Annotated in this window: 8 protein-coding genes; 3 read left to right on the forward strand and 5 right to left on the reverse strand. The window is 67.5% G+C overall.

Translation table 11 applies throughout. The annotated features are described in order from the left end of the window. Positions 1-73: 73 nt before the first annotated feature. Both J2X70_RS18375 and J2X70_RS18380 read right to left on the reverse strand, forming a co-directional pair. Positions 74-1,069 (reverse strand): alpha/beta hydrolase, encoded by a 996-nt coding sequence (locus J2X70_RS18375; RefSeq protein WP_025877826.1) that lies wholly within the window; start codon positions 1,067-1,069, stop codon positions 74-76. Positions 1,070-1,207: 138 nt separating this feature from the next. Then, positions 1,208-2,590, reverse strand: coding sequence for an L-serine ammonia-lyase (locus J2X70_RS18380; RefSeq protein ID WP_025877828.1), 1,383 nt, complete (start codon positions 2,588-2,590; stop codon positions 1,208-1,210). Positions 2,591-2,691: 101 nt separating this feature from the next. Between J2X70_RS18380 and J2X70_RS18385 the strand changes: the two genes are divergently transcribed. Further along, complete coding sequence (locus tag J2X70_RS18385; RefSeq protein ID WP_025877830.1) at positions 2,692-2,922, forward strand: glutaredoxin family protein; 231 nt, start codon at positions 2,692-2,694, stop codon at positions 2,920-2,922. An 85-nt stretch (positions 2,923-3,007) separates the two neighbouring features. Here J2X70_RS18385 and J2X70_RS18390 read toward each other — a convergent pair whose 3' ends face one another. The 3 genes from J2X70_RS18390 to J2X70_RS18400 are packed head-to-tail and all read right to left on the reverse strand — an operon-like array spanning position 3,008 to position 4,797. Then, positions 3,008-3,580 (reverse strand): YceI family protein, encoded by a 573-nt coding sequence (locus J2X70_RS18390; protein ID WP_025877832.1) that lies wholly within the window; start codon positions 3,578-3,580, stop codon positions 3,008-3,010. 3 nt (positions 3,581-3,583) lie between these two features. Next, on the reverse strand, positions 3,584-4,156 hold the full coding sequence (locus J2X70_RS18395) for a cytochrome b (protein ID WP_025877835.1): 573 nt from the start codon (positions 4,154-4,156) through the stop codon (positions 3,584-3,586). Further along, complete coding sequence (locus J2X70_RS18400) at positions 4,153-4,797, reverse strand: YceI family protein (RefSeq protein WP_309911578.1); 645 nt, start codon at positions 4,795-4,797, stop codon at positions 4,153-4,155. The genes J2X70_RS18395 and J2X70_RS18400 overlap by 4 nt, the downstream gene beginning before the upstream one ends. 165 nt (positions 4,798-4,962) lie before the next feature. Here J2X70_RS18400 and J2X70_RS18405 point away from each other — a divergent pair, with 165 nt between their 5' ends. Beyond that, on the forward strand, positions 4,963-8,508 hold the full coding sequence (locus tag J2X70_RS18405) for an ATP-binding protein (RefSeq protein ID WP_309911580.1): 3,546 nt from the start codon (positions 4,963-4,965) through the stop codon (positions 8,506-8,508). Between the two features lie 96 nt (positions 8,509-8,604). After that, positions 8,605-12,135 (forward strand): hybrid sensor histidine kinase/response regulator, encoded by a 3,531-nt coding sequence (locus tag J2X70_RS18410; protein WP_025877840.1) that lies wholly within the window; start codon positions 8,605-8,607, stop codon positions 12,133-12,135. Positions 12,136-12,304: the final 169 nt, after the last annotated feature.

Below are 12,304 nucleotides of genomic sequence, written 5' to 3' on the forward strand. Positions count from 1 at the left end.
CGCTCGCCGGGCGTGGCCCGGCGCTACCCGCCGATCCTCGTAGCGCCGGGCCATGCCCGGCGGTTATGGAACTTCAACGCGCTTTGAGTGCTTTCAACAATGCGGCATTGAACTGCTTCGGGTCCTGCACCTGCGGCGAATGGCCCAGTGCCGCGAACTCGACCAGGGTCGAGCCGGGTATCGCCGCCGCTGCCGCTTTGCCCAGTGCCGGGTAGTTGCCCAGCGTCGCCTTCAGTTCGGGCGATGCCTGGTCACGGCCGATCGCCGTGCGGTCCTTCTGGCCGATGAACAAGGTGGTCGGCACCTGCAGGTTCTTCAGTTCGTAGACGACAGGTTGGTTGAACACCATGTCCGAGGTCAGTGCCTGGCTCCAGGCCACCTGCTGCTTGCCCGCGCCTTCGTACATGCCCGACTGCATGCGCGCCCACGGTTCGTACGCCGGCTTCCACTTGCCGTCGTAGTACACATCCAGCTGGTAGCGGCGGATGCTGTCATAGCTGATGTTCATTTCGCCGGCATACCACGCGTCCACGCTGCGCCAGGGCACGCCCAGCGCCTTCCAGTCTTCCAGCCCGATCGGATTGACCAGCGAAAGACTGCGCATGTCCTGCGGATACATGAGCGCATAACGGATGGCCAGCATGCCGCCCATCGAATGGCCGACCACATGCACCGGCACATCACCCAGCTGCAGCTGCTGCAGCAGCGCATGGGTATTGTCGGCCAGCTGCCCGAACGAATACTGGTAGCGCTCGGGCTTGCTGGATTTGCAGAAACCCACCTGGTCCGGCGCGATCACCCGGTAGCCTGCCGCCACCAGCGGCTTGATCGTCTCCTTCCAGGTTGCCGCGCAGAAGTTCTTGCCATGCAGCAGCACCACCACGCCGATCGGTTTCTTCTTCGGCGCAACATCCAGATAGGCCATCTCCAAGGCCTGGCGCTGCGATTCCAGTGCAAAGGTCTTCACTGGATAGCCGTAGTCGAAGCCCTCCAGCCGCGGCCCGTAGGTTGGCGCAGCGAGAGCGGACAGCGGAAGGCAGGCAAGCAGGGCGGTGGCGATCACGCGCATGGGACATTCCGGGGCAGGGGGATGCCCGAGCCTAACCGGAAAACGGTGACGGTGTTGTCCGGTCGAGAACGGCACTGCAGAGCCGGGTCGATGCCCGGTCCTGCAGTAGAGCCAGGCCATGCCTGGCCCTGCAGACCATCAGCACTCGATGACGTTCACCGCCAGCCCGCCGCGGCTGGTTTCCTTGTACTTGTCCTGCATGTCGCGGCCGGTATCGCGCATGGTCTTGATGACCTTGTCCAGCGACACCTTGTGCTTGCCGTCGCCGCGCATGGCCATGCGCGAGGCGTTGATCGCCTTCACCGCACCCATCGCGTTGCGCTCGATGCACGGGATCTGCACCAGGCCACCGATCGGATCGCAGGTCAGGCCCAGGTTGTGCTCCATGCCGATTTCCGCCGCGTTCTCGATCTGGCTCGGGTTGCCACCCAGCGCCGCGACCAGGCCACCGGCGGCCATCGAACAGGCTACGCCGACCTCGCCCTGGCAGCCCACTTCGGCACCGGAGATCGAGGCGTTTTCCTTGTACAGGATGCCGATCGCCGCCGAGGTCAGCAGGAAGTCGAACACCCGCTGTTCGTTCGCGCCCGGGCAGAAGCGGTCGAAGTAGTGCAGCACCGCCGGCAGTACACCCGCCGCGCCGTTGGTGGGTGCGGTGACCACGCGGCCACCGGCAGCGTTCTCTTCGTTCACGGCCAGTGCGTACAGGTTGACCCAGTCCAGCGTGGTCAGCGGGTCGCGCATCGCCGCTTCCGGCTTCGACGACAGCTCGCGGTACAGCGCCGGCGCGCGGCGGCCCACTTTCAGGCCACCCGGCAGCACGCCTTCCTCGCGGATGCCGCGTGCCACGCAGGCCTGCATTGCGCTCCAGATCTCGCGCAGGTTGTCGCGGATCTCGTCCTCGCTGCGCCAGCATTTCTCGTTCTCGAACATCAACTGGGCGATGCTCAGGCCACTGCGCGCGGTCTGCGCCAGCAGCTCGTCGCCGCTCTTGAACGGGTAGGGCAGCGGCGTTTCGTCAGGCACGATACGGTCATCGGCCGCATCGTCCTGGTTGACCACGAAGCCACCACCGACCGAGTAGTAATCGCGGGTGGCCAGCACTTCGTCATCGGCGTTGTACGCGGTGAAGCGCATGCCGTTGGTGTGGTAGGGCAGCTTCTGCCGCTTGTTCAGGCCGAGGTCGCGCTTTTCGTCGAAGGCGATCTCGTGCTGGCCCATCAGCATGATCCGCTTGCTGCTGCGGATGCGCTCCAGCGTGGACGGAATGATGTCCGGGTCGATCAGGTTCGGACGCTGCCCTTCCAGGCCGAGCAGGATCGCCTTGTCGGTGCCGTGGCCGCGACCGGTCAGTGCCAGCGAGCCGTACACGTCGGCACGGATGCGCGCGACCTGCGCAAGCTTGCCCGGGTCGAGCAGCCACCGATGGATGAAGCGCTCGGCGGCCCTCATCGGCCCGACGGTGTGCGAGGAGCTCGGGCCAATGCCGATCTTGAAAACGTCGAACGTGCTGACAGCCATGGTTGCCGTACTGCGGGTACCGGGAGAGACCGCTATTCTAGCGGTTCACGCCGCACTTCCATGACTGCGGCGCAGCATTTCCGCCAAGGGAGCAAACCCCTGTGTTGACCCTGTTCCAGCGTGACGACTGCCATCTGTGTGACATGGCCCTGGCCGAACTGGCCAGGGCGCGGGCGCCCGAGTTCGAATCGGTGTTCCTCGATGACCAGCCGGCGCTGGAGGCGCGCTATGGGGCGCGGGTGCCGGTGCTGCGCGATGAGCGCGGTGGGCGGGAGCTGGACTGGCCGTTCGATGCGGCCACGGTGCAGGCCTGGCTGTTGGCAGGCAGGTAACGCTGGGCCATGCCTGGCGAGCGCGAAGCGCGGCCAGCGGTGGAAGCCGCCGGGCATGGCCCGGCGCTACCAGAACGAAGGCGTCTTATTTCGCGTCGAACTTCACGATCGTGCTGATCGCGGTTTCGTCCGGGATGGTCTTGGTATCCGCCCAGTCACCACCACCGACACCGAAGTCCAGGCGCTTGACCGTGGCCTTGCCGGTCAGCACCGGCTGCGCGCCGGGCTTCCAGGTGAAAGTGAAGGTGACCGGCTTGCTCACGCCGCGCAGTTCCAGCGTGCCATCGGCGGCGAACTGGTCGTTGCCGAGCGCGCGGAAGCCCTTGGCGGTGTAGCGTGCGGTAGCGAACTTGCCGACGTTGAAGAAATCCGCGCCCTGCAGGGTGGAGTCGCGGTCGCTGTTGCCGCTCTTGGCGCCGGCCAGCGGAATCACCACGTCCAGCGAACCTGCGGACGGATTGGCCGGGTCGAAGCTGAGCTTGGTGGCAAAGCCCGGGAAGCTGCCGGTGAACACTTCACCGTCGTACTTGGTGGCAAAGGCCAGGAACGAACCGGCACCCGGCGCCTGGGCGTAATCGGCGGCGAGCACCGGTGCGGTGGCCAGCATGCCGGCAAGGGCGGCGGCCACGGCGGCCGGGGTGGTCAGTTTCAGGTTCATCGGTCAGTCCTTCTGGGGAGAGGCGAGCCAGCCACGCGGCAACATCCGGGACAGGGTGGCATCGCGCTGGAAAAGGTGGTGGTAGAAGGCGGCACCGGCATGGGCCAGCACCACCGCGATCAACAGCCAGAAGCCGTATTCGTGCAGGGCATGGGAAACCGCCACGATCTGCGGATCCGGTCCGCTCAGCTTGGGCACATCGACCAGACCGAACCAGCGGAACGGACGCAGGCCGCTGGCCGAGTCGTACAGCCAGCCCGACAACGGGATGGCGAACATCAGCACATACAGCAGCACATGGGTGGCGCTGGCGATGCGCTCCTGCCAGCCCGGCACGCCGGGTACCGGCTTGGGGGCACCGGCATACAGGCGCCAGCCCAGGCGCAGCACCACCAGTGCCAGCACGGTGATGCCGATCGACTTGTGCGCGGTATAGACCCAGAAATACTTTGGCGTCTTCGGCAGCTCGCCCATGGTCAGGCCGACGATGCCCAGGGCGAGAATCAGCAGTGCGATCAGCCAGTGCAGGGTCTGGCTGACACTCCCCCAGGCGGCAGGGGTGTTCTTGGCGGTCATGAAGGGTCCTTGGTGGCCGTCTGGCTGTCGGAGTGGGGTTGGGGCGGGGGAGTTCCCGGAGAATCGCTGCGGTCGAGCGTGGCTTCAGCCTCGATACGCACCTGCACCGCATCACCGATCACGCCCGGCCAGGCGGTGATGCCGAAGGCACGCCGGCTCAGCGTGGTGGTGGCGGAGAACCCTGCAGTACGCCGGAACGGCGGCAGCGGATAGCGTTTGACCTGGTTCAATGTCACCTCCAGCGCGACTTCCTGGCTGACCCCGCGCAGGGTCAGGGTGCCCAGTACGCGCGCATGGCGGGCATCGATCGGTTCGACATGGCGGGAGACGAAGCGGGCGGTGGGGAAGCGTTCGCCATCGAGCAGGCTGCGCGCCAGGGTTGCCTGGTTCCACTTGGCATCACCAAGGTCCAATCGCGACACAGGAATCTCGACGTCCAGTGTCGCATCGCGCCAGTTGTCGCTATCGAACTGCAACTGGCCCTGGCTTCCGGAGATCGTACCCAGCGCCTGCGAGTAGCCGGCATGGTCGATCGCAAACAGCACACGGGTGTGCACCGGATCGATGCGGTAGGCCTCGTTGCCTGCCCCGGCGGGGGCCACGGCAAGCAGCATCGGCAGCAGGGCCAGGCAGTGGCGCATCGGCGGGGGGCTCCGGGAAAAAGACCGTTCGATCATACCCATAGCCCCCGCGCAACGCTGTGTGCACGGCTGCAACAGTTCGTGGTGCCGATGTGGCCGGAAACAGGCTGTTGCAGCGATGGCTGCAGCCCTGTGTGACAATCGGCACAGGACAGGGGGTTCAGGATGAAGAGCGGCTGGCGCCGGTGGTGCCAAGGCATTGCAGGAGCAGGTCTGGTGCTGTTGGCGCTTTCGGCTGCAGCGGCGACCTTGGACATGGCCGGTGAAACACCGCGCCTGCGCCGTTTCGGCGCGGCCGAGGGATTGCCCTCGCGCATGGTGGTGGCGCTGGCCGAAGACCGACAGGGCCGCGTGTGGGCCGCCACCGACGGCGGCCTGGCCCGCTATGACGGCGGTGAGCTGCGGGTCTGGCAGCACGATCCGGCACAACCGGATTCGCTGCCCGGCAACGAGATCGAAACCCTGCTGGTCGACCCGCTCGACCGGGTATGGGTTGGCATCAACGGCAAGGGGCTGGCCCGGCTGGATGCCGACCGCGAACGTTTCAAGACCTTCGATTCCGTCACTGAAGGCTGCCAGGGACAGTTCTGGACCCTGGCCTACGCCGAGGATGCGCTATGGGTCGGCAGCAGCAGCCATGGGGTCTGCCGCGTCGGCGAAGATGGCTCGCTGCGCCATTTCCAGCATGATCGGGCGCAGCCCGGCGGTCTGCCGAGTGACACCGTCTTCAGCAGTCTGGTGGATGCGCAGGGACGGCTGTGGGTGGGCACCGAAGCCGGTGTGGCGCGCTGGAACGGCCACGCCTTCGAAGCCGTGGCGCCGCGCGAACTGGCGGCGGTGAGCGTGCTGCGGCTGAGCCGCGATGCCGATGGCGCAATCTGGGTCGGTACGCAGAACGACGGCCTGTACCGCATCGATGCGCAGGATCGGGTGACGCGACCGGCCTGGGCCGACAGTGCCCGCCTGCGCTCGGCACTGGTCCTGGCCGACAGCCACGGAGGCTACTGGGCGGGAACCTCCGATGGCCTGCTGCGTGGTGACGGCCAGGTGCTGCGCAGGCTGGAAGGCGACCGTGGCAGTGGTTTCCTGACCGGCCACAGTGGCGTGCTCGACCTGATGCAGGACCATGAGGGAGGGCTGTGGGTCGCACTGCTGACCCAGGGCCTGGCTTACCTGCCGCCCGACTGGCGACGCTTTTCAACCTGGTACCAGTTCGATGGCAAGCCGCTGGACAGCCAGTACCTGTTGAGTGCTGCCAGCGACGGTCGCAGCTACTACGTCGGTTCTGCGCATGGCGTCTACCAGATCGATGCACAGGGGACGTTGAGCCTGCTGGTCAGCGACCGCGAACTGGGCAGCGGCGCGGTGTGGTCGGTGCTGCCACGTCCCGACGGCAGGCTGTGGCTCGGCCGCGCGGGGCGCATCAGCGTCTACGACCCCGCCACCGGTGTGCTGCGCGACTGGCGCATTGGCGGTGGCGCCGACCTTCGGCAGCGGATCGATCTGATGCGGCAGGCCCCCGATGGCACGGTCTGGGTATCGGTGATGAACCTGGGCCTGCAACAGCGCAGTGCCGACGGCCGCCTGCTGCGCAGTTTCGACGGCGCTACGCTGCGAGGCAGCACCGACGCGCCGGTCGAGCAGATCCGCTTCGATGCCAGTGGGCACGCCTGGGTGGTCGGGGAAATGGGCATCTGGCGCGAGCAGGGAGACCGCTTCGAAGCGGTGCCCGGCGTTTCCAGGGGGCCCATCTACGATCTGGTATGGATCGATCCCCGGCAGTTGTGGATCGCACGCCAGGGCGCATTCGAGCGCTACCAGTGGGATGGCCTGAGCCTGCGCCTGATCCAGCGCGTCGATGCCAGTGCCGGCGTGCCGCCGGTCAGCATGGGTGGGCTGGCCCTGGCCCGGAACGGTCAGTTGTGGGCGACGACGCCCCGCGGCCTGCTGCGCTGGGATCCGAAACAGCGTCGCCTGCAGATCTTCAATGAACGCGACGGCCTGCTTGATGCCGAGTTCACCGGACGCCCACCGGCAATCGATGCCGATGGCCGGGTGCTGGCCGTTACCCAGACCGGCATGGTGGGCTTCGATCCGAATGCTGCCGACGCCGAGCTGCCACCCTCGCAGCTGGTGATCGCGCAGGTTCGCGTCCGTCGCGATGATGCGCGCGGCTGGCAGCCCTTGCCGACCTCCGGCCTGCTGTTGCTGGGGCCCGACGACCGTGACCTGCAGATCGATGCACGCCTGCTGTCCTACGCCAACCCGCAGGGCAACCGCTACCGGTTCCGCGTGCAGGGATACGACCAGAACTGGGTGGAACAGGGCGGGGACGGCCAACGCACGTTGTCGCGGCTGCCGCCCGGCACCTACGCCATCGAGGTGCAGGCCGCGACGGCCAGTGGTCCGTGGACGCCCTCGCAGCAGTTGCACATCAAGGTACTGCCCCCCTGGTGGCGCAGCGGCATGGCGATTTTCGGCTATGCAATGCTGGGCTCGCTGTTGCTGTTGGCACTGCTGTGGTCGATCCGCAGGCGGCTGCGGCGACGCCAGCAGTGGCAGTTGACGGTGCACAAGCAGCAGATCGCCGAGCAGGCATCGCAGGCCAAGAGCCGCTTCCTGGCGACCCTGGGCCACGAAGTGCGCACGCCGATGACCGGTGTACTGGGCATGAGCGAACTGCTGCTGTCCACCGAACTGGACCCGGTGCAGCGCAGCTATGCCGGTTCGATCCAGCAGGCCGGCAGCCATCTGCTGCGCCTGGTCAACGATGCGTTGGACCTGGCCCGGATCGAGGCTGGCCGGCTTGAACTGGACATCCGCCCGTTCGACCTGGGCGGACTGCTGGACCAGGTGCAGGCGTTGATGCAGCCGATGGCACAACAGCGCAGGCTGGCGTTCCAGCGCGGGGAGGCATTGCCAGGCCCGATCTGCGTCAGTGGCGATGAGATGCGCGTCCGCCAGATCCTGCTGAACCTGCTGGGCAACGCGATCAAGTTCACCGAGCGTGGCCATGTCGGCCTGGCGGCGCGCCTGGACGACGACGGCGGCGCGGTGACGTTCGAGGTCAGCGACAGCGGGCCGGGCATCAATGCCGAGCAGCAGCAGCGCCTGTTCCACCGCTTCGAACAGGCCGATGGCCCGCGTACCGCCTCGCGCTATGGTGGCAGCGGGCTGGGCCTGGCGATCTGCCAGGAGCTGGCGGTGGCGATGGGCGGCCGCATCGATGTCGACAGCCAGCCGGGGCGTGGCGCACGCTTCGCCGTGCGGCTGCCGCTGCCGTGGAGCCGGCAGCAGGCCTCCAGCCCTGGCGAGGCAGCGTCGCCGATGCTGCCTGCACTGCGCATCCTGCTGGTCGAGGACGATGCCACCGTTGCCGAGGTCATCGCCGGTCTGCTGCGCAGCCGTGGCCATGAGGTGGTGCACGTGCTGCATGGCCTGGGCGCACTGTCGGAAATATCCACCGAGGGGTTCGACGTCGGCCTGCTCGACCTCGACCTGCCGGCACTCGATGGCACCGCCATCGCCCGCCAACTGCGCGCGATGGGCTACGAACTGCCGTTGGTGGCCGTTACCGCGCGCTCGGATGCCTATGCCGAGGCGCAGGTGCTTGCGGCCGGATTCGATGGTTTCCTGCGCAAGCCGGTGACCGGCGATCTGCTGGTGGCGGCGATTGCCCAGGCGCGCAGTAAACGCCAGATCATCAGCTGAGTACGGCATCCTGCGGCGTGAATCGCGCAACTTTCGGTTTACCATGCCGACGCCCACGGCGTGGGCATCATCAACAGCAGCGTGAGGAGGCCATCGGTGGTGTATCTGCGGGCAGTGACGCTGCTGATGCTGCTGCTGTGCTGCCTGGTGCCCGCTGCCGCGCAGCCGGTGCCGCCTTCGCCGCGCCAGGTCACCGTGTTCGATGGGCTGCCGTCCAACACCGTCAACCGCATGGCCGAGGACCGCTACGGCTACCTGTGGATTGCCACCAACGATGGCCTGGCCCGCTACGACGGGCGCAACTACCGCATCTGGCGTTCCGAAGACGGCCTGCGCGACAACCGCATCTGGAGCGTGCTGGTCGATGCCCGCAACGAGCTGTGGATCGGCACTGAAAATGCCGGCCTGGTGCGGATGTCGGCCGATCGCCGCCAGCTGCGCTTCTACGACCGCAGCAGCCAGCCGCTGATGGGCAGCAACACCGTCTGGAGCCTGGCTGCGACACCGGATGGCGCGATCTGGTTCGGCACCCACGAGGGCGGCCTGTACCGGCTGGACAGCAATGACCGTCTGCAGCGGTTCCTGCCCGAAGCGAACAACCCGCGCAGTCTGCCGGCCGCGTCGGTGCCCTACCTGGCCACGCTTGCCGATGGCAGCCTGTGGGTCGGCACCAAGCATGGCGTGGCGCGCTGGACCGGTACCGATTTCGAACGCATCGGCGGCGACCTGGTGCCCAGCCTGCTGATCAATGGACTGACCGCAGAACCCGACGGCAGCCTCTGGATCAGCACGCTGGCCGGGGCCACGGTGCGGCGCCCGGATGGCCGTTTCGAATCCGTTCCCTGGACATTGCCGGCCGGCGACCAGGTGCTGGGCATGATGCTGCGCGACGAGCAGGGCGGGCACTGGCTGGACACGCGCAGCGGCCTGGGCCGGGGCATCGATGGCCGCTACCAGACCGTACCGCTGTACAGTGCCATCGCCCGTGGCCTGGTGCGGCCGAACTGGACCGGCGCCTATGAGGACCGCGAAGGCGGCATCTGGCTGGCCAGTACCAATGCCGGCCTGTGGCACCTGCTTCCGCGCTGGTGGCAGTTCTCGGTGTTCTCGCGGCTGGAGGATGATCCGTCCTCGCTGCGCAATTCCTATGTGCTCGGTACCAGCCCCTCCAGCAATGGCGGGGTGTGGACGGTCGGCAGCCATGGCGCGCTGGACCGCTTCAATCCGCGCACGGGCGTGATCGAGCAGCACCGCACCTTCGTCAACGGCATGCACTGGCTGACCTCGGTGCGCGAAGACCGGCAGGGCCAGGTGTGGGTGGGCTCGACCGACGCCCTGATGCGCTACGAACCGCGTCGTGGCGAGCTGCGGCGCTGGGGGCGGGACTCGGGCGCGGACGCGACCATGGAAGGCAACATCGAGGCGATGATGACCTGCGATGGCGACAGCCTGTGGTTGATGCTGTCATCGGGGCTGCAGCAGCGTGATCTGGACGGGCACGTGCGCCGGCGGCTGGAAAACGGCCAGGACGGTCTGCAGGCCGGTCAGCTCAATCTGGACGTGGAATGCGGCCCGCAGGACCGGATCTGGCTGGCCAGCAGCCGCGGCCTGCTGCAATGGCAACCGGATGCGCAGCGCTTCCAGCCGGTGCCCGGTGCGCCGGCCACTGCGGTGTACGCCCTGCACGTGGGCAAGGACGGCCAGGTCTGGTTGTCCGAGGATGGTCGCCTGTCGCGGTATCTCTGGAGCCAGGGCCGGCTGGAACGGCAGGCGGTAGTGGGCGCCGAGCAGGGCTATCCGGCGATTTCCGCTACCGGCCTGGTGGTCGACGCGCAGGGCGTGGCGTGGGCCACCAGCGCCCGCGGCCTGGTGCGGGTGAGTGCCGATGGCGAGAGCGTACGCCTGTACGGGGTGCACGATGGGCTGCCCAGCCAGGAGTTCCGCGAACACACCCTGATCGCCTCCTCGGCGGGGCGCATGGTGGCGGGTACCCCCGCCGGTGTGGTCGTGTTCGATCCCGAACAGGTTCGACCGTCCACCCGGCGTGCGCCGCTGGTGATCGAGCGGGTGGAGGTACGCCGCAACGAGCAGCTGCTGGACCTGACCCATGACACGCCATTGCAGATCGCCGATGGTGACCGCGACCTGCGTATCGTCGCGCGCCTGTTGTCCTTCGCCGATTCGGCTTCCAACACCTACCGCTACCGGTTGGCCGGCTACGACCCGGATTGGGTCGAGGTGGGCCCGGCAGGCGAGCGCCTGTTCTCGCGCCTGCCACCCGGCGCCTACCGGCTGGAAGTGCAGGCGCGCTCGGCCGACCACGTGTGGTCGCGGGTGCAGACCCTGGAATTCCATGTGCAGCCGCCGTGGTGGCGCAGCTTGTCCGGCCTGCTGGTGCTGGCCTCGATCGGGTTGCTGCTGACCAGCTGGTTCGCCTGGTTGTACCGGCGGCGGCTGCAGCGCCAGCACGCCTACCAGCTCGCCCTGCACAAGCAGGATCTGGCCGAGCACGCATCGGCGGCCAAGACGCGCTTCCTTGCCAATCTCGGCCATGAAATCCGCACGCCGATGACCGGGGTGCTGGGCATGAGTGAGCTGCTGCTGGCCTCGCCGCTGGATCCGCAGCAGCGCGGCTATACCCAGTCGATCCGGCATGCGGGCGAGCATCTGCTGCACCTGGTCAATGATGCGCTGGACCTGGCGCGGATCGAATCGGGGCGCCTGGAACTGCAGTCCAACGCGTTCGGTCTCAATCGCCTGCTGCAGGATCTGGCCGCGCTGATGGGGCCACTGGCTGCACAGAAGGGCCTGCGGTTCATCCTCGACAACCAGTTGCCGGCAGGGCTGCAGGCGACCGGCGATGCGATGCGGGTGCGGCAGATCCTGCTCAACCTGCTGTCCAACGCGGTCAAGTTCACCAGCCGCGGCAGCATCACGCTGCACGCGCGTTGCGAGGAAGGGCCGCGTGGGCTGTATTTCGAGGTGCGCGATACCGGCCCGGGCATCAGCCAGGAGCAGCAGCAACGGTTGTTCCGCCGCTTCGAGCAGGCCGACGGTGCTCGCACCGCAGCGCAGTACGGCGGCAGCGGCCTGGGCCTGGCGATCTGCCGCGAGCTGGCACTGGCCATGCAGGGCCGGATCCGGGTGGAAAGCCAGCTGGGCAGCGGTACCTGCTTTGGTGTCAGCCTGCCGTTGCCGCTGCAGCAGGGGGCGGCCAGCGACGGAGGTGCCGACAGTGACGCCGCCGCTGCTGCGGTCAACATGCCGCCGCTGCGGGTGTTGCTGGTGGAGGACGATGCGACCGTGGCCGATGTGATGTGTGGGCTGCTGACCACCCGTGGCCATGAGGTGGTCCACGCGGCCCACGCGCTGGCCGCGCTGCGTGAAATCAGCGCGGGTGATTTCGATGTCGGCCTGCTCGATCTGGATCTGCCGGGCCTGAGCGGTTTCGAACTGGCCCAGCATCTGCGCAACCAGGGTTACACGTTGCCGCTGCTGGCGGTGACCGCACGCACCGACCCGGACCTGCAGCAGCAGGTGGAAGCGGCCGGCATCGGTGGTTTCCTGCGCAAGCCGGTGACCGGTGAGCTGCTGGTGGAAGCGATCGCCCGCGTGCTGGGGCGGTAGGGGTTCGGCAGGGCTGCGCCCTGCACCCGCCGAATCAACGGCAACGGCAAAGCAAAAGCTGGCATTCCGTGGGATGGCGGGGTGGGTCCGGTTGCGGGGGACGCTGCAAGTACGTCCCTGTAAGCTCGGTCGCGCCATCCATGGCGCTCACGCCCCCGCAACCGGACCC

This window comes from Stenotrophomonas sp. 1337 (assembly GCF_031455455.1).
GTDB classification, from domain to species: domain Bacteria; phylum Pseudomonadota; class Gammaproteobacteria; order Xanthomonadales; family Xanthomonadaceae; genus Stenotrophomonas; species Stenotrophomonas indicatrix.

Excerpts from the sequence above, each read along its gene's own strand:
- J2X70_RS18375 (WP_025877826.1), bottom strand. The coding sequence starts at position 1,069 with ATGCGCGTGATCGCCACCGCCCTGCTTGCCTGCCTTCCGCTGTCCGCT.
- J2X70_RS18380 (WP_025877828.1), bottom strand. The coding sequence starts at position 2,590 with ATGGCTGTCAGCACGTTCGACGTTTTCAAGATCGGCATTGGCCCGAGC.
- J2X70_RS18390 (WP_025877832.1), bottom strand. The coding sequence starts at position 3,580 with ATGAACCTGAAACTGACCACCCCGGCCGCCGTGGCCGCCGCCCTTGCC.
- J2X70_RS18395 (WP_025877835.1), bottom strand. The coding sequence starts at position 4,156 with ATGACCGCCAAGAACACCCCTGCCGCCTGGGGGAGTGTCAGCCAGACC.
- J2X70_RS18400 (WP_309911578.1), bottom strand. The coding sequence starts at position 4,797 with ATGCGCCACTGCCTGGCCCTGCTGCCGATGCTGCTTGCCGTGGCCCCC.
- J2X70_RS18405 (WP_309911580.1), top strand. The coding sequence starts at position 4,963 with ATGAAGAGCGGCTGGCGCCGGTGGTGCCAAGGCATTGCAGGAGCAGGT.